The organism is Mesorhizobium sp. M0909 (genome assembly GCF_040319515.1).
Taxonomy (GTDB): Bacteria; Pseudomonadota; Alphaproteobacteria; order Rhizobiales; family Rhizobiaceae; genus Mesorhizobium.
Genome location: NZ_JAMYOA010000006.1, coordinates 277,073 through 298,976 on the forward strand (window position 1 = coordinate 277,073; position 21,904 = coordinate 298,976).

Consider the following 21,904-nt stretch of genomic DNA (forward strand, 5'->3'; position numbering starts at 1 on the left):
TCCCTATTGATGCAGAATTTAATACGGCCATTATCGCCCTATGTCGAATAGTGATCAAGTCGCAACATTTACGGCAAGGCCGCCTATCCCGGCGCTCGCTTACCTCCTCACCGGATGCATTGCCGTGATCGGCTCGAACTCGCTGGTGCTCGGTCCGATCGCACCGGCGGTGGCCGCGTCCTTCGGCACAAGCGTGCCGGCGGTTATGATCGCGTCCGCCGCGTTCGGGCTCGGTACGTCGGCGAGCGCCTTGTTCCTGGCGCGCTATATCGACCGGCTTGGTGCCCGCCGCATGCTGCAAGGAGCGTTGCTGCTGCTGGCGATAGCGCTCGTCGCCAGCGCTGCTGCGCCGACGGTGACGGCGCTGGTCGCGGCCCAGCTTCTCGCCGGCATCGCTGCAGGTGTCGCCATGCCGGCAATCTACGCCAGCTCCGCCGCGATTGCACCGCCCGGCCGCGAAAGCGGCACCATAGGCGTCGTGCTGACCGGCTGGACGCTGAGCATGATCGCCGGGGTTTCGCTGTCGGCCGTACTTGCCGACCTGGTGCATTGGCGCGCCGTTTTCGCGGCGGTCGCGGTGCTCGCAGCACTCGCATTGGCAAGCCTGACGCTGACGTCGCTGAGCGATGTCAGGAAGAGCGGCCCGGCGCCGACGCCGCTGGGCGCCTTGAGCGTCCCCGGCATAGTGCCGCTTCTGGTTGCCTGCGCCGCATTCATGACCGCGTTCTACGGTGTCTATGGCTATCTTGGCGATCACCTTCACAATGGCTTGGGACGGCCGGTCAGCGCCAACGGGTTGGCCGCGCTCGCTTATGGCGCCGGATTTGGTGCGGCGGCACTTCTTGACGGCGTTATCGATCGCCTGGGCGCGCGGCGTATCATGCCATTTGCCTACCTGCTCGTCGCAGCCGTCTATGTCGCGATTGCCGCGGCGAGCAGTAGTTTCCATCTGACTATAGCGATGATAGCCGTCTGGGGCCTTGCCAATCATTTCGGGCTGAACGTCCTGGTGATGCGCCTGTCCGCGCTCGATCCTGCGCGGCGCGGCACGATCATGGGCTTGAACAGCGCGGTGACCTACCTCGCCGTGTTCGTCGGCACCACGGCGTTCGGACCGCTTTATTCCACATTCGGTTTTGCGACGTCGGCGGTGGTTGCAGCCCTGCTCATGCTGATCGCTGCTGTGGCAGCGGCGTGGCGTTCGCCGAAGCTATAGCGCAGCAAGGCTTGCGTCTCGGCCCCGTCCATCGATAGATGCTTGGTGGATGGACAATACAACGCTTGAGACAACCGCCGATCCCTTGCCGCACGAGCTGGCTTTTCTCGGAGAGCGGCTTGCTGCGTTCAACGACAGTGATGTCGGCGCCTCCCGCAGGAAGGCATTGGCCGTGTTCGTGCGCGATGAGCACGGCGTTATTGTCGCCGGCATCTCGGGATACACCGCCTGGGGCTGGCTCTATGTGCAATGGCTCTGGGTCGATGAAAAACTGCGCGGCCAGGGCATGGCCGGCAGGATGCTCGAGGCGGCCGAGAGGGAGGCGATCGCGCGCGACTGTCACGGCGCCTGGATCGACACGTTCAATCCCAAGGCGGCCAAGGCCTATGAGCGCCACGGCTACCGGCCGTTCGGTGCGCTCGCCGACTTTCCCATCGGCCGCAGCCGCATCTTCTTACAGAAGAACCTGAAGCACGACTAGCCGGCGAGCCGCCCTCCGCGCATCGGCTGCGGCACGCCGGTCGTGCTGGGGAAGCTGATCGGCAAGCCCCTAAGCACGCGCACTGCCAGGAAGGCAAAACACTCCGCCTCCACTGCATCGCCCTTCCAGCCCATCGCCTCGGCCGGCACGGCCTCGACACCGGCGCGGCTGGCAAGCATGGCCATAATCGTTGGATTGTGGCGCCCGCCGCCGCTGACCACCAGCCGCTTCGGCCGGCGCGGCAGAAGATCGAGCCCTTTGCCGACCGCGGCCGCGGTGAAGGCCGTCAGCAGTGCTGCGCCATCCTCGGCATTCATCCCGTTCGCCATCGAGGCGTCGAAATCGAAACGGTCCAGCGATTTCGGGTAAGGCTTGGTCAAATACGGGTGCTGCAGGAGCTTGGCCAGCCGTGACTCGTCGACCGTCCCGGCGCGGGCCAGCGCGCCGTCGCGGTCCATTTCGCCAAGACCCTTCGATTTGATGAAGTCGTTCAGCGGTGCGTTGGCGGGTCCGGTGTCGAAGGCAACAACATTGTCCGTGCCGTCCCACCAGGTGATGTTGGCGACGCCGCCGAGATTAAGCACCGCCGTGTCGCCGCTGGCGTCGGCTTCGCGCAGCAGCGCAGCGTGATAGGCGGCCGAGAGCGGCGCACCCTGGCCGCCGGCGCGCATGTCGGCCGAGCGGAAGTCATAGGCGACTTTGGTGCCCAGGATGGCATGCATCAGCTCGCCGTCGCCGAGCTGGCGGGTCTGGCCCAGTCGGCCCACTTGCGGGGCACGGTGCAGCACGGTCTGGCCATGGAAGCCGACGACGCCGATATCGGCCATCGTCAGCCCGTGGCGTTCGACCAGGTCCTTGACTGCCTGAGACTGGGCGCGCGTCAGCGCCTCCTCTGCCTCGTGGAAGATTGCCGGTTCCGGCCCGGTGAAATTCCAGCTCCTTGCCTGCCTAAGCGTCTCTTCCAGCAAGGTCCGGATCGACGGCGGGTAGGGGGCCAGCGTGTAGGTGCCGAAATCCGCGATCCGTTCGCCGTCGGTCTTGATCAGCGCGACGTCGATATTGCCGTCCAGCACGGTGCCGGTCATCAGGCCGACGGCCCAGATTGGTTCGCCATTCTTCGGATTCATGATTGTCAGGCTCCGTTGACGAGATCGCCGACCGCTTGGCGAAGCGCTGCGATCCCGCTGTTGAAATGACGTGTCGGATGGATCCGGTTGGTGAGCAAGGTCCATGCTCTGCCTTCGTCGAAGTCGATCCACAGCCCGGTGCCGGTGAAGCCGGTATGGCCAATTGTGCCGGGGCTGCACAGCCGCCCACCGGACCAGCCTTCGTAAGGCCGTTCCCAGCCATGGGTGCGGGTTGCCGACAAGGGCGTGCGCATCAGCGCTATTGAACGCTCGGATGCGCCGCTCCCGTCCTGCAGCCCTAGCGCAAAATCGAGGATCGCGGCCGCCGTTCCGAACAGCCCGGCGTGACCGGCCCCTTGCAATGCCGAGCAATTGTCGTCGTGGACCTCGCCGCTGAGAACACGATGGCGCCATGTGCAGTCTTCTGTGGCCGCCGCGCGATCCGGTTCGGTGGAGAACGCGAAGCCCGGACCGGGATCCATGTCGCGAATGGTCTTGCCGGACAGGCGCTCCAGGACGAAGCCGAGCAGAATGAAGTTGATATCGGAATAGACCGGCTCCCCGGCCTGCCACTCGCGCTGCAGGACAAAGGCGCGTAACAGCTCGGGATCGCGGCCATAGGTGTAGATTGGAGCAACGGCGGGAAACGGCGTCTGATGACCGAGACACTGGCGAAACGTCACCTTCCGTTCCCAGGCTTTTTCCTCATATTGGCGAAGGTCGGGCAGGACCGAAATCAGCGGCGCGTCGAGGTCGATGACGCCTTCTTCCGCCAGTGCCAGGATACGCGGCGTGGTGAAGATGACTTTGGTCAGCGACGCCAGATCGAACCATGTTTCGATATGCATCGGCCTGACCTTCGGCACGACTTGGGCCGAGCCGATTGCCCGGACGATGCGTTGACCGTCCCGGTCGGCCATGCCGAGCACGCCGCCAGGAATGCGCGACGCAGCCACGGCCGCTTCGAGCGGGGCGAATGCGCGGTCGAAGAGATCATGGTCGATCAATTGCGGCCTCCGTCTGAAAAGCAGCGAGGGGGCTGTCCGTCTGACTCTGCATGCTTTCGAGCGACAATCATCACGCTTCCACCCGTGCCCTATGATCCGGCCCGAATTGCTGCCAATTGGCCGGGCCCGGCTCAAATCCCAGCGGACGCACGAGCGAGGGGACCTGGCGCGTGTCGAGCTCGAAACGTTCATGCCGCCGGTCTATGGTGGGAACGGCCGCGATAAGCTGTTTGGTATAAGAGTGCTTCGGCTCCGAGAGCACCGATCTGGCATCGCCGATCTCGACGATCTGACCGGCATAGATGACCGCAATGCGATGGGCGATCCGCTCGACGACAGCCATGTCATGCGAGATGAACAGGTAGGCCAGCCCGAATTCACGCTGCAGCTCGACCAAAAGCTCCAGCACCCTGGCCTGCACCGACACATCGAGCGCCGAAACCGCTTCGTCGAGTACGACAACCGAAGGACTGAGCATCAGCGCGCGAGCGATGCACAGGCGTTGCCGCTGGCCGCCGGAGAATTCGTGCGGATAGCGCTGCAGGCTGTTTTCCGGAAGGCCGACGCGTTTCAGCAGCGCGGCCATTTTCGCCTGCGTTTCAGCAGTTATCCGTCCGCCGGTAGCGATCACCGGCTCTGCGAGGGTGCTTTCGATGGTGAGTCTGGGATTGAGCGAGCCATAGGGATTCTGGAACACCATCTGCACGGGAAGGGCGCTCTGCCCGGCGACGGCCTTGCGCGTGCTGGCCGAAATTGTGCCGTGCGTCGGGCGCACCAGCCCCAGAATCGCGCGGGCGGTGGTGGACTTTCCGGAACCGCTCTCGCCGACGACCGCCAATGTCTCGCCCGGCATTAGCTCGAAATCCACCCCGTCCACTGCGTGCACGGCACCGCTGACGCGGCGGAAAAACCCAGCCTTGACCGGAAACCGCACCACGAGGCCATTGACCTTCAGCGCCGGCTCGGCAGCTTTTTGCGTTTCGCGTTGCACGTCCTTGCGTGCGGCATTGCCGCCGGCGAAATGCGGCACCGCATGAAGCAGATGCCGCGTATAGGGATGCTGCGGATCGTCCAATATCTGGTTCAGCGCGCCCTGCTCGACAGCTTCTCCGCTTTGCATCACCATGACCTTGTCAGCGATGCCTGCGACCAGACCGATGTCGTGGGTGATGAAGATCATCGACATCCCGGTTTCCTGCTTCAATTCGGCGAGCAGCGCCATGATCTGCGCCTGCACCGTAACATCCAGCGCCGTCGTTGGTTCGTCGGCAATGAGCAGGCGCGGGTTGCAAGCGAGCGCCATGGCGATCATCACCCGCTGCAACATGCCGCCCGAAAGCTGGTTGGGCGTGTATTTCAGTCGCCGTGCAGCGTCGGGAATACGCACGCGGTCGAGCGCGTCCTTGGCCGCCACCGTCGCTTGCCGGCCGGTCAGGCCGCGATGCAGGCGAAACGATTCCTCGATCTGCCTGCCGATGGTCAGCACCGGATTGAGCGAGGTCATCGGCTCCTGGAAGATCATGCCGATTTCACCGCCGCGGATCTTCGTCAGTTGCGGCTCGTCCGCGGCGGTCAGGTCGAAAATGCTGTTGTCGACCCGCTTCAGCGTGATCGAGCCTGCGGTGATGCGGCCGCCGCCATAATCGACAAGGCGATTGATCGACAGCGCCGTGACCGATTTGCCCGAGCCGCTTTCGCCGACGATTGCCAATGTTTCGCCGTCGGCGAGATCGAAGCTGACGCCGCGCACAACCTCATTGGCTTTCGGGTTGCGGCCGAAGCCGACGCGCAATCCGCTGACGGACAGCAGCGGGATCATGCGATCGATCTCCGCATCTTCGGATCGAGGACATCACGCAACGCATCGCCGAGCAGGTTGAAGCCGAGGATGCTGATCATGATCGCCACGCCCGGGAAGATCATCAGCCAGGGAGCTGTCTCCATCAGATTGCGGCTGTCGCTCAGCATCAGGCCGAGCGAGGCGGCGGGCGGCTGCGTGCCGAGCCCGAGGAAGCTTAAGCCGGCCTCGGTCAGCAGTGCCCAGGCCAGCGCCAGCGTCACCTGAACCGTCAGTGGCGCCACCAGATTGAGCAGCAGATGGCGTGTTACGATGTAGCCCGCACTGCTGCCGAACGTGCGGGCCGCGTCGACGAACTCGCGCGCCTTGAGCGACAGAGCCGGACCTCGCACGACGCGCGTGAAGATCGGCGTGTAGACGATGGCAATGGCAATGACGCTGGTCGAGGTTCCCGGTCCAGCAACCGCGACGATCAGCAGCGCCAGCAGGATCGCCGGGAACGCCAGCACAACGTCCATGATGCGCATCACCAGGCCGTCCCAGCGGCGCCCGAACCAGGCTGCCGCCAGCCCGAGCACGGTGCCGGCCAGTGTCGCGAAGGCGACCGAAAAGAAGGCCACGATGAAGGACTGGCCGATCCCGGTCATCAGCCGACTTGCGACATCGCGGCCGAACAGGTCCGTGCCCATCAAGTAGGTGCCGTCAGGCGCATGCAGTCGCTCGACCCGGTGCTGCGTCAGCGGATCGTGCGGCGTCAGCCCCAGCATGCCAAGCACGGCAAGCAGCAGATAAAGCGCAACGATGGCACCGCCGATGCGGCCGCTGGGATGCGCAAATATAGCCCGCAATGTCGCCATCAGTGCTCGCTTAGCCGGATACGCGGGTCGAGCGCGACATAGGCGAGGTCGACGAGGAGATTGACGATCATGAAGTTGAAGGCGATGAACAGCACGCTTCCCTGCACCAGCGCGTAGTCGCGCTGCAGGATGGCATCCAGCACCATACGGCCGAGACCGGGCAGCGCAAATATCTGCTCGACGATGACTGCCCCGCCCAGCAGATAGCCGAACTCTATGCCGCTCAGCGTCACGACCGGGATGAGCGCGTTGGGCAAAGCATGCCGCCAGATGACGCCGCGCGCCGAAACGCCTTTGCTGCGCGCCGTCCTGACATAGTCGTCGCTGAGCACATCGAGCATCGCCGAACGCGATATGCGGGTCACCGAAGCCGCGAAGGCAAATCCAAGCGTGACCGCAGGCAGCAACAGCTGGCCGAGATTGCGCAGCGGATCCTGCCACAGCGGCGAAAACTCGCCCATCGCCGGCAAAACGCCAAACCCCGCCGACAGCGTGTAGATGATCAGCAGGGCAAGGACAAAGTTCGGCGTCGACTGCCCGATCATTGCGACAACGCGCACGCCGAGGTCGGACAGCTTTTCATTATGGGTGGCGGCAAAAATCCCGGCCGGCATGCCGACAACCAGGGCGATGACCATCGAAAGCAGGGCGAGCTCCAACGTTAGCGGGAAACGCTCGAGGATGACGACGAGCACCGGCCTGCCATAGGTGGACGAAATGCCGAGATTACCTTGGAAAAGACCAAGCAGCCAGCGCCAGTACTGGATGAACCAGGGCTGGTCGATGCCGAAATAAGCTGCAAGCGCATCGCGCTGCTGCGGCGTCAGCAGGCCGGCTTCGGTCCCCAGCATTGCCGTGATCGAATCGCCCGGAACCATCCTGATCGCCAGGAACACGACGATGGACACGCCAAGCAGGACGAGAGGGAAGGTTGCCAGTCGCCGCATCAGATAGTTCACGCGAAGAATACCCTCTCGTCTGGCACCAAAGCAGCTACTGGATCGTCACCTTGGCGAGGCTGAACAGCGAGCCTGTCGGCACCGGTTCGAATCCTGCGATATTCTTCTGCTGTGCCGTGTAGCTGTAGGACGTGTAGAGCCAGATCCAGGGCGACATCTCAGTGATGTGCTTCTCGAAGTCGGCGAAGATCGCTTTGCGCGCTGCCGGGTCGGTCTCGCTGCGGCCCTTCTGCATAAGACTGTCCAGCGTATCGTCGATATAGTTCGCGACCTTCTGCAGATTGCCCGTCTTGGTCCAGTAACGGTTGTACATAGTGTAGGGATCGGCCCTGCCGCCGTTCAGGGCGATGGCCATGTCGAAATCGCCCTTCAGCCAGGCATCGACATAGACGTTGAGCTCCATCATTTTGATGTCGAGCTTGACGCCGATTTCTGCGAGTTGCGACTGGATGACCTGGGCTTCCGCCGCCGCTGTCGGCGGCTCGCCGGTGGCGCCGATCACGGTCGCCGAAAAGCCGTCGGCGTAGCCCGCTTCGGCCATCAGCTGCTTGGCTTTCTCGACGTCGCGCTTATAGCAGAACAACTGGCTCGGATCGGTCGCAAGGGCCGGGATAGTCAGCGGGCCGGTGACTTTGCCTTCACCGAGCGAGGCGGTGTCCAGCACTTCCTGCCGGTCGATGGCGCAGGAAATCGCCTGACGCACCTTGAGTTCGGTCATCGGCTTGCGGGAAGGATTGAGCTGCAGCACGTGATAGGCAAGCACCGGCACACGGTTCAACTGCAGACTGGCTTCCTTGGGCACAAGGGTGGCGACAAGCGGATCGTTGAGCAGGGCAAAATCGATCTGCTTGCTGCGCATCGCCGCCAGGATCGCCGTCTCGTCCGGCAGCACGCTGATCTCGATGCCGTCGACGCCGGTCGTGCCGCCCGCCCAATCCTTGTTGGCGACAAGCACTTCCTTGGAATTCGGATCCCACTTTTCCAACTTGAACGGACCCGAGCCGATCGTCGTCGTGCCGATCGAGCCGGCCGTGATTTCGCTTGCCGGGACGATCGCGGCGTTGACGTCGCTCATCGCCGTCAGGATCGGCACATCCGGCTGCGAGAGGTGGAACACGACGGTGGCTGGATCGGGTGTGTCGATGCTGGCGATCGAGAGAAAGTTGGCGCGCGCGGCCGCGCCGGTCTTCTCGTCGAGTATGCGCTCGAACGATGCCTTGACATCGGCCGAGGTCACGGCGGCGCCGTTCTGGAATTTTGCTTTCTGATTGAGTTTGAAGCTCAGCTCCTTGCCGTCCGGCGAGAACTGCCACGAATCGGCAATCGCGGGCGTGATTTGCAGGTTTGCGTCGAGCCGCACCAGTGGCTCATAGATCAGTTCCAGCAGCCGCAGTGAGGAGAATGCCGTCTGCTTGTGCGGATCAAGACCGGTGGCGTCCTGCGACCACGCCATATGCAGCGTCGCCGCACTCGCCTGCGCCGGTAGCGCGGCGATGCCAACCATTGCCGCAAGGGCCATGCCGGAAAGCAGTTTCTTGCCAATGTGCCGTACCATTGTCGTCTCCCATTATTGTTAAACCTGATGCCTTGCAGTTCCCCGGACCGCTTCAAAGGGACACACGTCCCGGAACATCGGCCCAGTATCCATGCGGTCTTACACCGTCTTTTCGCCTATCGCCTTGCGCAGGAAACCTCCCGCGTTGGCAAGCGCCTTACGTGCTTCCTCGACGCCCATGCCGGTGATCGTCACCAGGATTGCCAGTTTTACATCATTGCCGGTCTGGTCGAGTGCCTGTCGTGCCTGCTGTGCCGCGCAGCCGGTCGTCTGCATCACGATCCTGACCGCCCGGGCGACAAGCTTCTTGTTGCTTGGATTGAGGTCAACCATCAGGTTCTGATAGCTCTTGCCGATGCGGATCATGCTGGCGGTAGACAGCATGTTGAGCACCAGCTTTTGCGCGGTTCCCGATTTCAGTCGGGTCGAGCCGGTGAGAACCTCCGGGCCGACCACCGGAGAGATGGCAATGTCGGCTATGCCGGCAATGGTCGATCGCGGATTGCAGGACAGCGCCACGGTGGTCGCTCCCACCTGCTTGGCATAGGTCAGGCCACCGATGACATAAGGCGTGCGCCCGCTGACAGCGATGCCGACCACCACATCGTCGGCGGTCAGCTTGATGTCCTGCAATGCCTTTACACCCTGTTTCGGGTCATCCTCGGCGCCTTCCGCGGAGCGCACCAGCGCGTCGTCGCCGCCGGCGATCAGGCCCACCACCATGTCCTCGGGTACGCCGAAGGTCGGTGGACATTCCGCGGCGTCGAGGACGCCGAGCCGGCCGCTGGTGCCAGCGCCCACATAGACAAGGCGCGCACCCTTCTGGAACGCGCTCACGATCCGGTCCACGGCAGCAGCAATCTCAGGAATGACCTTCTCGACGGCGGCCGCAACGCCTTTATCTTCGTCATTGATCTTGCGCAGCACCTCAATGGTCGGCAACAGGTCGATGTCGATGGTTCTCGGGTTGCGGTCCTCGGAAACCAACCGCTCCAACTCCGACATCAACCCGTGTTCGACCACTTGCTTACTTTCAATCTGCCGTGAGCGGGAAACGCGATGCCGTGCCGGGCAGGCGCCCGGCTGTCTTGTTTCTGCTTAGTTAACTTTTTAGAATTCGGTATTCCCAGTGTCAACGGACTGTAGGAATAAAATATTCCTCTTTGAGTAGCGCGTTACTCGCCGCAAAGCGACTTTCTGGCCAGGATTATGGCTCCCGAAACCGCATCGCCGTCGGCCGGCTTCAGCCGTCGGCGGACGTCGGGAGCGAGCCATGGCTCAAGCGGGCTGGACAACCCTCCGAGCAACGTAACCCGCGGCGCGCCTTTTTCGAACAGCACCCGCACGAAGGTGTCGATCTGCTCGGCAGCGCCTTGCACGATCCGCCGACCGGCCGGATCGCCCTGGTCGGCATGGCGGATCACCATCGGCGCCATGGCGGCATAGTCCGTCGCACTGGCGCGGTCCATCCAGGCCACCGCCTCGAACGGGTCGTCCTTGAAGCGCTGCATCACCTCGGCCAGCAGCGCGGTCCGCTCGTGCCGGCCGTCATGGGCGCGCAAGGCGAACTGTACCGCTTTCAACCCTAGATCGGCACCGCTTCCCTCGTCGGAAATCGGAAAACCGTAGCCGCCGACACGCAGGTCGCGCCCTTCGACAAAGCCGAGCCCGATCGAACCGGTGCCGGCTATGACGATGGCGCCGTCCTGGCCCGAATGCGCGCCCAGGCAAGCCGCGACGCCGTCGCTGACGAAGTCGAGACTTGCAAAGGGATGGGAGATCGCACGAAACGCCTCAAGCGACCCCTTGCGGCCGATGCCGGCAAGACCGACGCCGGCACGGATCCTGGCGATTTTCGTCGCCGTGAACCCTGCCTCTTTGATCGCAGCACCAAAGGCTTTGGCAACGGAGGCCCAGGCCGCCTCTATACCGAGCCGCGTTGTCGCCGGACCTGAGAGACCTTGCCCGAGCACGGTTCCCGCCTCGTCTTCGATACGCGCCCGACAGCCGGTTCCGCCGCCATCGACGCCCAGGAAATAATGCGAAGACGCCGCGCCGGCACTCATCCACTTATCCGCTCGATCTGGGCGCCGCAAAGCCGGAGCTTGCGGTCCAGCTGCTCATAGCCGCGATCGAGATGATAGACGCGGTTGATCGTCGTCTCGCCCTGGGACACCAGCGCTGCCAGCACCAGCGAGACGGAGGCGCGCAGGTCGGTGGCCATCACTTGCGCGCCCTTCAGCTTCTCGCCTCCGCGCACCAGCGCCATGGTGCCTTGCAGCTTGATGTTGGCGCCGAGCCGCATCAGTTCAGGCACATGCATGAAGCGGTTCTCGAAGATCGTCTCACGCAACAGCGAAGCGCCCTCGGCACAGCACATCAACGCCATGAACTGCGCTTGGAGATCGGTCGGAAAGCCCGGATAGGGCTCCGTCGTCACATCGACGGCTTTGAGCGGCCCGTCTCTCGATACGATCAGCCCGCGGTCGCCCGGCCAGATTTTCACACCGGCTGTTTCGAGCAGCTGGACGACGGATGCCATGTGCTCGAGCCGCGCGTGGGTCAGCTCGAGCTGACCGCCGGTGATAGCCGCCGCGACGGCATAGGTGCCGGCCTCTATCCGGTCCGGGATGATGTCGTGCGTGGCGGCGCGCCAGCCTGTGCTGCCCGCGATCAGGATACGGTGCGTGCCGGCGCCCTCGATCCGCGCGCCCATGGCGTTCAAGCAGGCGGCAAGATCGGCCACCTCCGGTTCGCGCGCCGCATTGAGGATCTCGGTTTCGCCCTTTGCAGCCGTCGCTGCCATCATCGCCGTTTCGGTCGCGCCGACCGATGGTGAGCTCAAAACGATACGCGCGCCTTTCAGTCCGCCCGGCGCGGACGCGACGATCAGCCCGTTTTCGATCGCAATGTCGGCGCCAAGTGCGGCGAGTGCGGCGACATGCATGTCGACCGGCCGTGCGCCGATCGCGCAGCCGCCGGGCAGCGAAACCCGGGCATGGCCGAAGCGGGCAAGCAGCGGGCCGAGCACCAGCACCGTCGCGCGCATGCGCCTGACGGTATCGTAGCTTGTCTCCCTGGAAGCGGCAGCACTGGCATCGATTGTGGCGGCATGCGCCGATCTGGTGACTTCGGCCCCATGAAGGCCGACGACGCCAAGCATGTTTTCGACGTCGGTCACCGCAGGCAGGTTGGTCAGTTGCAGCGGATAATGGCTGAGCAACGCCGCCGCTATTTGCGGCAAGGCCGCGTTCTTGGCGCCGGAGATCGTCACCGCGCCCTCAAGCCTGTGCCCGCCGGCGATCCGCAATTTGTCCATGGCTCTGACCTAATCCCGAGCTGTCGGTGTGTCTACGATCTTGCATGGCCGAATCGTCGACATGCCCGACGGCTGGGCCACATCCGCACCAGTCGAGATTTGATGGATCATTCTTGGCTGTCAATCAGAGACGGAATAATTTATTCCATGGGTTGGCATTGTCGATGACAGGCAATGGGGGAACGCATGTCCGTCCTGAAGAAGATCGAGGCCAAGCTCGAAGTCATGGCGCCCGGCGACCGCGAGATCGGTCGGTATATCGTCGATAATCCCGACCAGATGCTGCGCCTGTCGACGGCGGCGCTTGCCGCCGAGATCGGCCGCAGCCAGTCGAGCGTCGTCAAGTTCAGCCAGAAGCTCGGCTATTCCAGCTATCAGGAGCTTAAGCTCGCCGTCAGTGAGGCCAAGTCGCAGGAATGGCACGTGCCGGCCGGCATGATCCACGGTTCGATCGAGGTCGGCGACAGCTATCTGGTCATCCTGCGCAAGCTGATCGGCAGCAAGCTTTTGTCTATGCAACAGACCGTCGCGGCCAACACCGAGCAGGAAATCGGCAAGGCCCTCGAAGCATTGAACGGTGCGCGCCGCATTCATTTGGCCGGCGTCGGCGCATCCTCGCTGGTGGCGCGCGATTTTTCCTACAAGCTGATGAAGCTCGGCCGCAACGTGCTGCACGACAGCGACAGCCATGTGCAAATGGCCAATGTCTCGACGCTTGGACGAGGTGACGTGCTGTTCGCGCTCTCCTATTCCGGGGCGAGCATCGAAACCCTGCGGATAGCTGAACTTGCCCGCAAACGTGGCACCACCGTTATCGCCGTCACCGGACTGAGCGACAATCCGCTGAGCCGGGTTGCCGACATTCGCCTCCACACGATCGCCGATGAAGAGCGCGCGCGCTCGTCATCGATAACTGCGCGTGATGCACAACTGACGGTGACCGACCTGCTGTTCATCCTGCTCGTGCAGAAGCAGCCTGACGCCAACGAATACGTCCACAACAGCGAATTGGCCGTCTCGGTGCTGAAGGCTTAGCGCTCTTCGCCGTCTCGTTAAGGCCTCAGTTCCTCCCCGGCGCTGCACGCCGACAAGAGCAACTTTCGTCCTCCTTGGTGAAATAGCTTTCTTCAATGTGCTCACCCGCTTTCTTCGTCCGGCTGGCAGAGAGTCGCGGGAGCGCCGATTGGTCAAATGCCGCCGGTCGAAACAAATGTTGACAATGTCATCTGTTGTTGCGAAAGCGTTCAGCTTCGAATTTGACGGCCGGGTGAGACAATGGACGACCTTGGAGCACAGGAACAAGCGGTTCTCGACCTCATTGCGGCGAACCCATTCGCCGGCCAGCAGGACATAGCAACGGTGCTCGGCATCGCCCGCTCGACGGTCGCGGCCCACATCGTGCAACTCGTCAACAAGGGATACATTCTCGGCCGTGGTTACGTCTTGCCGACGTCCAAGCGCATGGTCTGCGTCGGCGGCGCGGTGCTCGACCGCAAATACCACGCCAAGAAGGATCTGATTTTCGAGACGTCGAACCCGGTCGACGGCTATCGCAGCTTCGGCGGGGTTGCCCGCAACGTCGCCGAAAACCTTGCCCGCCTCGGCGTCGACATAAGCTTCGTCTCGATCGTCGGCGACGATGAAACCGGCCGCTCACTGGTCCGGCATCTGCGCGACCTCGGCACCGATGTCAGCCAGATCATCACCACCACGGAACGGCCGACGGCGGAATACGCGGCCATCCTCGACCGCAACAACGACCTCGTGCTCGGCATTGCCGACATGGAGATCTTCGATCTGTTTTCGTCGTCCTATCTCGACCGTTTCTGGCCGCATCTGGCTTCGGCGACATGGGTGTTCATCGACTGCAATCTGCCGGCCGCGACCCTCGCAGCACTGATGTCGCGCAAGCAGGGTGCGCGCTTCAAGCTCGCAGTCGACACGGTATCGGCGCCGAAATCAGCGCGCCTGCCGAAGGACCTGACCGGCATCGATCTTCTGTTCACCAATCATGACGAGGCCAATACGATGCTCGGCATGACGGATGCCGACAGGCGGCTGACGCCGGAGGAAGCAGCGGCAGCGCTGCGCGCGGCCGGCGCCAGCGAGGTGGTCGTGACCGTGGGCGCGCATGGATTTGCGGTTGCGACCGAGAGCGGTGTGACGACCATGCACTCCGTCCCGGCGCAGCCCGTCGATATCACCGGCGCCGGTGACGCGATGATCGCCGGCACACTGTACAAGGTGCTTTCGGGTGAGCCGGTCGCTCATGCCGTGCGCACCGGCGCGCTGCTTGCCACACTGACCACCGAGAGCGAATCCAGCGTCCATCCCGATCTGTCGCCGCGCTTCCTTGCCGCCGGCATGTACCGCATTCCTGCCTGAAAGCGAGATGATATGAAACCTTTCCTTGTCCACCTGAACGATGAAGTCGCTGCTGCGCTTGATGAAGGCCGCGCGGTGGTGGCATTGGAATCGACGATTATCACCCACGGCATGCCATATCCGGCCAATCTGGAAACTGCCCGTGGTGTCGAGACCGTAGTGCGTGAAAACGGCGCCGTGCCCGCCACGATCGCAGTGGTCGCCGGCAAGATCAAGGTTGGCCTCGACGACCGTGAACTGGAAGAGCTGGCAGCGGCAAAGGGCGTGGTCAAGGCTTCCGGGCGCGATCTCGCCGCCATCATGGTGCGCGGCGGCTCGGCCGGAACCACCGTCTCGGCGACGATGCGGATCGCCGCTTTAGCCGGGATCGGCATTTTTGCGACCGGCGGCGTCGGCGGCGTGCATCGCGGCGCCGAAACCACTTTCGATATCTCCGCCGACCTGACCGAACTCGGCCAAACCGGCACGACCGTCGTCTGCGCCGGAGTTAAGTCGATCCTCGATATTGCGAAGACGCTGGAATATCTGGAAACTCAGCGCGTGCCGGTGATCGCCTATGGGAGCGATGATTTTCCGGCTTTCTACACCCGCTCCAGCGGGCTCAAGGCCGATCATCGCCTCGACACGCCCGACGAGATCGCGCGAGCCATGCTGCTGCATGACGAGATGGAATCCGGCACCGGCATTCTCGTCGCCAACCCTATCCCCGAAGCGGACGCGCTCGATCCGGCGTTCATCGACGGCACGATCGCAGCGGCCGTGGCTGAGGCCGAGAAGCGCGGCATCGGGCGCAAGGAACTAACGCCGTTTCTGCTCGCACGCATCAATGAGCTTTCGCAAGGCCGCAGCCTGAAGGCCAACATCGCGCTGGTCCGCAACAACGCCGCGCTTGCTGCCCGCATTGCGGTGGCGCATGCGGAATTGAAAAGCGCGACCAGATAGAGACAGCATCCGGCCAGCGCTACCGGCCTTCGATTTCAGCCCGGCGCGAGGTCGAAGATGCGCCCGGCATTGAGGATGTTGTTCGGGTCGAAGGCTGCTTTCAGGCGGCGCATGGCCGCGATCTCGGCGTCGCTGCGCACAAGGTGCAGCCATTCCTTCTTGTCGAGGCCGATGCCATGTTCGGCCGAAACGCCACCGCCGGCGGTGGCAACACCGCGGTACACGATGCCGTATGCGGCCGCCGGATCCGCGGTGCGGACCTGATAATGCAGATTGCCATCGCCGAGATGGCCGAAGACGTAGATGTCGGCGCCAGGGTCGACGGCCCTGATGGCGGCTTCTGTTTCGCCCAGGAAAGTCGCCATTCTCGCCAGTGGGATGCTGATATCGACGCCGATCAGGCCTGCCATCGAAAACAGGAAACGGTTGGCCTCTTCTCGCACCGCCCAGAGCGCCCGGAATTCGCGCGGCGATTGCGAGACGACCACGTCGTCGATCACGCCATCTTCAACCGCCTGCATCAGCACCGCGGCAAAACGTTCGCCGTCGCGGTCGGGCTCGCTGCCCTGTATCTCGGCAAGCACATAGACGGGCGAGCCGGCGGGCAGCGGCGCCGGCGCCTCCATGCCGGCGATCATGGCGCCGTAGAGCGGTGCGAAATTCACCTCATAGGCCGAGAGCAACGGCCCAAGCTTCTGCCGGAGCAGCGCAAGCAGCGCAATCGCCGCGTCGAGCGATGGAAGTGCGCAGAAGGCATTGACCTCGGTGGCAGGCTTGGGATGCAGCCGCAGGCAGGCGCGCGTGACCACGCCGAGCGTGCCTTCGCTGCCGATGAAGAGCTGGTTGAGGTCATAGCCGGAATTGTCCTTTGGCAAGCCCTTGAGCGACGTGAGCACACTGCCGTCGGCAAGCACCGCCTCCAGCCCAAGCACCTGCGCCCGGTACATGCCGTAGCGCAGCACGCGGATGCCGCCGGCATTGGTGGCGACATTGCCGCCGACGGTGGCCGTGCCGCGCGCGCCGATGTCGACGCCGAAAAGCAAGCCGGCCGCATCGGCCGCGTCCTGCACCATTTGCAGCGGCGCGCCGGCCTCGGCGACGATCGTCGCCGCCTCGCGGTGGGGCGCCGCGACCGCCGTCATGCGCTCCAGCGACAGCACCGCCTCGCCGGGCTGGATGCGCGCCGCGCCCGCAAGACCGGTGCCACCCTGGACGACGAGCCTCTGCCCGGCCTCGTTGCACAGGCGCAGAATGTCCGACACCTCGCCGGTCGTGCGTGGACGCAAGACGATCGCCGGCGGCGCGCCGTCCTTGCCGTCGGGATCTTCCCGGTAGCGTGGTCCGGCCTCCTCAGCCGAGACAATCGCTGATCTGTCCAGCCGCTTTTCCAGCCGCGACAGAAGCTCGTCAATCTTCTGCGACATGTGGCTCAAGGACATGAACGGCCCGGGCGCATCGACGCGGCCGGGGAGGGAAGGGCGAGGGCTGTGAAAGCGGCCGTGGCTGATTTCTACTGTTCAAATGTAGGGAAAACCCGCCAGGAATACAGCCGGTTGCCTTCGCCATGCGTCGCTCCTGTAACCGGTCGACCATAGGCGCGGCCGGCTATTTGTCAAACCTTTGACCGCAAGCGCTTGCCCGCGGGCGGCCCGGTATTCTGGACCGAGGCAAACGCTCACTCATGCATCCCAGGCGCCTCAGCCTCGGCGCGAATGAGCTTGATGTCGGCTCCCGCCGCCCAGGCGCCGATATCCTCCCGCCGCAGTGCCGCCGCCATCATGTCCGGAAACAGATCCGGCGTGCAGGCGAAGACCGGAATGCCAAGTGCCGCGACCGAACCTGCCATCGCTGGATCATAGCCGGGCCGTCCCTGATCGGTCAGCGCCAGAAGCACGACGACATTGACGCCGGATCGAACCAGCGCCGCCAGCCGCCGCAGCAGTTCCTGGCCATTGCCGCCTTCAAAGAGGTCGGTGATCAGCACCAGATGCGACTTGGTGGGCCGCTCGATACGGTCGGCGCAATAGGCGACTGCCTGGTTGATGTCGGTGCCGCCGCCGAGTTGCACGCCGAACAGCACTTCAACAGGATCGCTGAGTTCTTCAGTCAGGTCGACGATTGCGGTATCGAAACAGACGAGCTTGGTGCGCACAACCGGCAGCGAGGCCATGACCGCTGCGAAGATCGAGGCATAGATCACCGAACTTGCCATCGAGCCGGACTGGTCGACGCACAGAACCACCTCGTCGAGATCGACCAGCCGTCGCTGCTTGCGTATGAAACCAACCAGCTTCTCCGGCACGATAGTCTTGTGTTCGGGTTGGTAGTGGCGAAGGTTCGCCGAGATGGTGCGCTGCCAGTCGATATCGCGCGAACGTGGGCGGTTGGTGCGCCTCGACCGGTCGAGCGCGCCTCGGATTGCCTCGGCGGTCTTCTGCTCCAGCTTCTGCATCAGCTTGCCGACGATATCGGCAATGATCGTCCGGGCAATGTCCTTGGTCTTGGCCGGCATGACCGAGCGCAGCGAAATCAGGTCGGCGACGAGATTGACGTCCGCCTCGATCGCCTTGAGGAATTCCGGTTCCATCAGCATCTGCTTCAGGTCCAGCCGTTCGAAGGCGTCCTTCTGGACGATCTGGACGACCTGCGCCGGAAAGAAGGAGCGGATGTCGCTCATCCATTGTGCAACGCGCGGCGCCGACCGGCCAAGGCCGCCACGCCGCTTGCGCGGGTCGGCAGAAGCGGCGCTAATGCCGTCGCCGTAGAGAGCGTCGAGTGCCGCCGAAAGCCGTTTGTCGTCGCTGGAAAGTGCCCCAGACGTTTCATCATCGGCGCCGATCGCCAGTCGCCAGCGGCGCTCCCTTCCGCCATCGGAAGTGAACGGGCCGGGTTCGCTCATTTCGGCCTCGTCATCCATTGCCGGTTTCTCCGGTGAGCAATGGTCCAAGCAGCCCCAGGTGCCGGCGCCATGCCTCGCCGCCATCCGGCGTCGGCGTCACGCCAGCCGGTAAGCGCGCCGCGCGGCCGAGGACCGCTTCGATCAGCCGGCGGCGTTCCATGCGATCCAGATTGGAAAAGACGCGGCGCAGCAACGGCAGGTGCGCAATGAAAGCATCTTCGTCAAGGGATCTGAGCCACCCATCGACCGCACCGCGCAGACCCTCGTCATAAATCAGCCGTTGACCGGCTGTGCTGAAGAAGCCTTCGAAGAACCCGGCCGCGTCAGTGACAGGCGTCCCCGGTGACAGGCGTCGCCCGAGCAGCCCGGCGGCGGCTTCGGCGGACGGGCGACCAGCTTCATACAGCAGGTGTGCGGCGCACCCGGCCAGCAGCGCCGTCGACCGTGACGCCTCCAGTACGGCCGCCAGCCCGTTGCGCCATCCGTCCAGCACGTCTTGCCCGGGCTCGACCAGTCTGATCGCCTCATCGGCCTTGCGCATCGCACCGACCAGCGTCGCGGCGGCTTGCTCATCCAGATCGCGTACAGCATACGGAAGCGCGATCGCACCTTCGACGATCAGCCGCTCCATGAGACCGGACAGCCGGTTCGTCTCCGTTTTGCGGGCCTCGCCGTAACGGATGATGTCGGCGAGGGGCGGCACAGACGCCAGGATCTCCAGGCATTCGCTGCTGCGCGCCGCTCGCGCTTCCAACGCCGCAAGGCCGGCAGTCGATGCTTCCGACAGGCTTGCCGTGATCGCGTTCTGCACCAATGCCGCAAGCGTATCGAGCGTCGCCGCCGTTTCGATCATCTGGATCAGGCGGGCATTGGCAGCCTTTTCGATGGTCGGCCCGTAGATCAGGTTCTCGACCAGACGAACGGCATATTCCGGCTCCCACGCCAGGGTCCACCGCTCGCGGAAGGTGCCACGGCTGCGACCGGCATCGGTCAGTCTGCCCCAATGCACACCAAGCACGCTCAGCCGATGCAGCAATGTCGAGCGAAACAGCCCGCTTTCGCTGCGCAGGTCGACCGACAGTTCCCGCTCCAGCGCCTCGGGCTTCAGGCGCGCCGCCTTTTGGCTACGCTGCAGATCCTCGATCAGCGGCGCCAGCGGTGTGTCGGGCGGAATTTCGCCGACGTCCGCACCCAGAAGCAACTCGGCCTCGACCAGCCCCCACAGCAACGCTTCGCCATTGAACAGGGCCGCGATCGCGGCGTCGCGCAATCCTCGAACCCGGGCTTCGGCCGTTCGCGAATGGCGGCGAGCGCGCGGGCGAGCCGCTCCGCTTCGATCAGCGAAGCGGTCGAGACCAGATGGCCCTTCGCCCGCAGCAGCGCCGCGATCATGGCAAGCCACAGGGTTGCCGCATCGCGCCGACCGCGCGTGCGCCAAAGATGCTTGCACCAGCCGGGCGCGACGACGCCCGCGCCATAGCCGTATCCCAGCGCCAGGCGCGGTCCGGTCCACGGTGCCCATGTCATTGTGCTCTTGCGCCGGGCAATTCCCTTGATCAGGACCTGATCGTTTTTCTGAGTTTGGGTGGCCTGCAGCGTCGGCACATGCCATGCTCCGCAGACGACGGCGATCGGCCCCTCGAACTGCTTACGCGCCTTGGCGATTTCGAGCCGCATATGCGCCTCGCGCTTGGCTTCGAACTGCGCGATCGGACCCTCACCATTCCGCAGTGTCGTCATCGCATCGGCGATGGCCGCAAATATCGGGCCGGGTTCCGGGTTCTGTTCAATGATGTCCGACCACCAGCTTTCGCCGTCCTCATAACCGGCGGCGTGCGCCAGCATGGCAATCGGATCACGCGGAAGCGGAGCCGCGTCACCATCCTCGGGGGCTTGGGTAGCTTCGGTCGCATCGGTGTCCTCCGCGCCACCGATCGCAGCAGTGGTGAACCGTGCCGACGATGGCAGGTCGATAAACTGCAACGTCGCCTTATTGCCCACAGCCCAAAGCGCCGCCTGGTATTCGGGCGAGAACTCGGCAAAAGGCCAGAAGCTTGTCGAAGCCGGATCGTCTTCCGGATAGCAAAGGAGCGCCACCGGCGGCTGCATTTCGGGGCGGGCCAGCATGGGCAGAAGCTCAGAGGCGTCGATCGGCCCCTCGATCAGCACGGCGACCGGGTTCAAATCCTGCAGTGCCTGCACCAGGCTGTCGGCGGAACCCGGCCCGTGATGGCGTATCCCGAAATAGGCAATGTCGCCGTGGCTCATGGCGTCAGATCGCTGCGTTCAGCGCCGCGTAATAGCCGGCATAGTCGGGGCGCTTCTTGAGCACCGTTTCCAGATATTCCTCGAGCACCACCTTATCCTGCACCGGATCCTTCACGATCGCGCCGACAAGGCTGGCGGCGAGACCTTCGGCGCCGAGCTTGCCACTGTCGAACCACGCCGCCTGGCTGAGCCCGCCAACCATCGTGGCGATCGCTTCTGCGGTCGACAGCGAGCCGGAAGGAGTCTTCAGCGTCACCTTGCCGTCGGCAGTCGCGCCGGAGCGCAATTCGCGAAGGATGGTCAGCACACGGGCGATCTCCTCGCCGACATTTTTTGGCACCGGCAGGTCGAGTCCGCCAGCCATCTCATCGACCCGTTTGGAGACGATCGCCACCTCTTCGGCCATGTCTTCCGGCAATGGCAGCACCACGACATTGAAGCGACGCTTGAGCGCCGAGGAGAGCTCGTTGACACCTTTGTCGCGGTTGTTTGCCGTGGCGATAATGTTGAAGCCGCGCTGGGCGTAGATCGAGGTGTTCAATTCCGGGATCGGCATCATCTTTTCGGAAAGCACGGTGATCAGCGTGTCCTGCACGTCCGAGCCCATGCGGGTCAGTTCCTCCAGCCGGCAGAGCTTGCCGTTCTGCATGGCTCGGTAGAGCGGCGTCGGCACCAACGCTTCCTGGCTCGGGCCTGTTGCCAGCAGCTGCGCATAGTTCCAGCCATAGCGGATCTGGTTCTCGTCGGTGCCGGCCGTGCACTGCACGATCAGCGTCGAGTCGCCCATGATGGCGGCGGCAAGATGTTCAGATACCCAGGACTTGGCGGTTCCGGGAACGCCGAGCAGCAAGAGTGCACGGTCGGTGGCAAGCGTCGCTACCGCGGTTTCCATCAACCGGCGGCGACCGACATATTTCGGGGTTATCAATGTGCCGTCGCTAGCCTTGCCGCCGAGCAGATAGGTTAGCACAGCCTGTGGCGACAGGCTCCAGCCGGCAGGTTTTTGCCTGTCGTCACCGCGCGCCAGCGCCTGCAATTCAGAGGCATAGGCCTGCTCGACCGGGAGACGGATGGCAGCGTTCATATGAATT

Annotated in this window: 17 protein-coding genes and 1 pseudogene; 5 read left to right on the forward strand and 13 right to left on the reverse strand. The window is 63.8% G+C overall.

Annotated features, from left to right (window positions below):
* The first annotated feature begins 40 nt into the window (after window positions 1-40).
* Both NKH83_RS12165 and NKH83_RS12170 read left to right on the forward strand, forming a co-directional pair.
* Entirely contained in the window at window positions 41-1,216 is a 1,176-nt protein-coding gene (locus NKH83_RS12165) for an MFS transporter (RefSeq protein ID WP_352804554.1), read from the forward strand.
* A 49-nt stretch (window positions 1,217-1,265) separates the two neighbouring features.
* A complete protein-coding gene (locus NKH83_RS12170) occupies window positions 1,266-1,697 on the forward strand; it encodes a GNAT family N-acetyltransferase (protein WP_352804557.1) in 432 nt (143 codons plus the stop codon).
* On the opposite strand, the gene NKH83_RS12175 is transcribed toward NKH83_RS12170, so the two are convergent.
* The 9 genes from NKH83_RS12175 to murA form a co-directional block, all read right to left on the reverse strand.
* Complete coding sequence (locus NKH83_RS12175) at window positions 1,694-2,824, reverse strand: anhydro-N-acetylmuramic acid kinase (RefSeq protein ID WP_254818744.1); 1,131 nt, start codon at window positions 2,822-2,824, stop codon at window positions 1,694-1,696. The two genes, NKH83_RS12170 and NKH83_RS12175, sit on opposite strands and share 4 nt — an antisense overlap.
* 5 nt (window positions 2,825-2,829) lie before the next feature.
* Window positions 2,830-3,831 (reverse strand): serine hydrolase domain-containing protein, encoded by a 1,002-nt coding sequence (locus NKH83_RS12180; RefSeq protein WP_352804562.1) that lies wholly within the window; start codon window positions 3,829-3,831, stop codon window positions 2,830-2,832.
* Window positions 3,832-3,901: 70 nt separating this feature from the next.
* Entirely contained in the window at window positions 3,902-5,650 is a 1,749-nt protein-coding gene (locus NKH83_RS12185) for an ABC transporter ATP-binding protein (protein ID WP_352804565.1), read from the reverse strand.
* Window positions 5,647-6,486, reverse strand: a complete 840-nt coding sequence (locus NKH83_RS12190) for an ABC transporter permease (RefSeq protein WP_352476522.1) — start codon at window positions 6,484-6,486, stop codon at window positions 5,647-5,649. The genes NKH83_RS12185 and NKH83_RS12190 overlap by 4 nt, the downstream gene beginning before the upstream one ends.
* Window positions 6,486-7,445, reverse strand: coding sequence for an ABC transporter permease (locus NKH83_RS12195; RefSeq protein ID WP_352804567.1), 960 nt, complete (start codon window positions 7,443-7,445; stop codon window positions 6,486-6,488). The genes NKH83_RS12190 and NKH83_RS12195 overlap by 1 nt, the downstream gene beginning before the upstream one ends.
* Before the next feature lie 34 nt (window positions 7,446-7,479).
* Window positions 7,480-9,000 (reverse strand): ABC transporter substrate-binding protein, encoded by a 1,521-nt coding sequence (locus NKH83_RS12200; protein WP_352804569.1) that lies wholly within the window; start codon window positions 8,998-9,000, stop codon window positions 7,480-7,482.
* Window positions 9,001-9,099: 99 nt separating this feature from the next.
* Complete coding sequence (murQ, locus tag NKH83_RS12205) at window positions 9,100-10,005, reverse strand: N-acetylmuramic acid 6-phosphate etherase (RefSeq protein WP_502895565.1); 906 nt, start codon at window positions 10,003-10,005, stop codon at window positions 9,100-9,102.
* A 170-nt stretch (window positions 10,006-10,175) separates the two neighbouring features.
* Window positions 10,176-11,066: a glucosamine kinase nucleotide-binding domain-containing protein gene (locus NKH83_RS12210; protein ID WP_352804574.1), complete on the reverse strand. Its 891-nt coding sequence runs from the start codon at window positions 11,064-11,066 to the stop codon at window positions 10,176-10,178.
* Window positions 11,063-12,319 carry a UDP-N-acetylglucosamine 1-carboxyvinyltransferase gene (gene murA / locus NKH83_RS12215; protein ID WP_352804576.1) on the reverse strand — a complete coding sequence of 419 codons (1,257 nt, stop codon included), beginning with the start codon at window positions 12,317-12,319 and terminating at the stop codon, window positions 11,063-11,065. The genes NKH83_RS12210 and murA overlap by 4 nt, the downstream gene beginning before the upstream one ends.
* Before the next feature lie 186 nt (window positions 12,320-12,505).
* On the opposite strand from murA, the gene NKH83_RS12220 reads away from it, so the two are divergent.
* The 3 genes from NKH83_RS12220 (at window position 12,506) to NKH83_RS12230 (ending at window position 15,646) form a co-directional block, all read left to right on the forward strand.
* A complete protein-coding gene (locus NKH83_RS12220; RefSeq protein WP_352804579.1) occupies window positions 12,506-13,354 on the forward strand; it encodes a MurR/RpiR family transcriptional regulator in 849 nt (282 codons plus the stop codon).
* 240 nt (window positions 13,355-13,594) lie between these two features.
* Complete coding sequence (locus NKH83_RS12225) at window positions 13,595-14,704, forward strand: carbohydrate kinase (RefSeq protein WP_352804580.1); 1,110 nt, start codon at window positions 13,595-13,597, stop codon at window positions 14,702-14,704.
* A gap of 12 nt (window positions 14,705-14,716) precedes the next feature.
* On the forward strand, window positions 14,717-15,646 hold the full coding sequence (locus NKH83_RS12230) for a pseudouridine-5'-phosphate glycosidase (RefSeq protein ID WP_352804581.1): 930 nt from the start codon (window positions 14,717-14,719) through the stop codon (window positions 15,644-15,646).
* 35 nt (window positions 15,647-15,681) lie between these two features.
* On the opposite strand, the gene NKH83_RS12235 is transcribed toward NKH83_RS12230, so the two are convergent.
* The 4 genes and pseudogenes from NKH83_RS12235 to NKH83_RS12250 form a co-directional block, all read right to left on the reverse strand.
* On the reverse strand, window positions 15,682-17,070 hold the full coding sequence (locus NKH83_RS12235; protein ID WP_352804584.1) for an FAD-binding oxidoreductase: 1,389 nt from the start codon (window positions 17,068-17,070) through the stop codon (window positions 15,682-15,684).
* A 251-nt stretch (window positions 17,071-17,321) separates the two neighbouring features.
* A complete protein-coding gene (locus NKH83_RS12240) occupies window positions 17,322-18,563 on the reverse strand; it encodes a VWA domain-containing protein (RefSeq protein ID WP_352804586.1) in 1,242 nt (413 codons plus the stop codon).
* A pseudogene (locus tag NKH83_RS12245) lies at window positions 18,556-20,813 on the reverse strand (DUF5682 family protein). The gene NKH83_RS12240 and the pseudogene NKH83_RS12245 overlap by 8 nt, the downstream one beginning before the upstream one ends.
* A gap of 4 nt (window positions 20,814-20,817) precedes the next feature.
* Window positions 20,818-21,897: an ATP-binding protein gene (locus NKH83_RS12250; protein ID WP_352804589.1), complete on the reverse strand. Its 1,080-nt coding sequence runs from the start codon at window positions 21,895-21,897 to the stop codon at window positions 20,818-20,820.
* Window positions 21,898-21,904 lie beyond the last annotated feature (7 nt).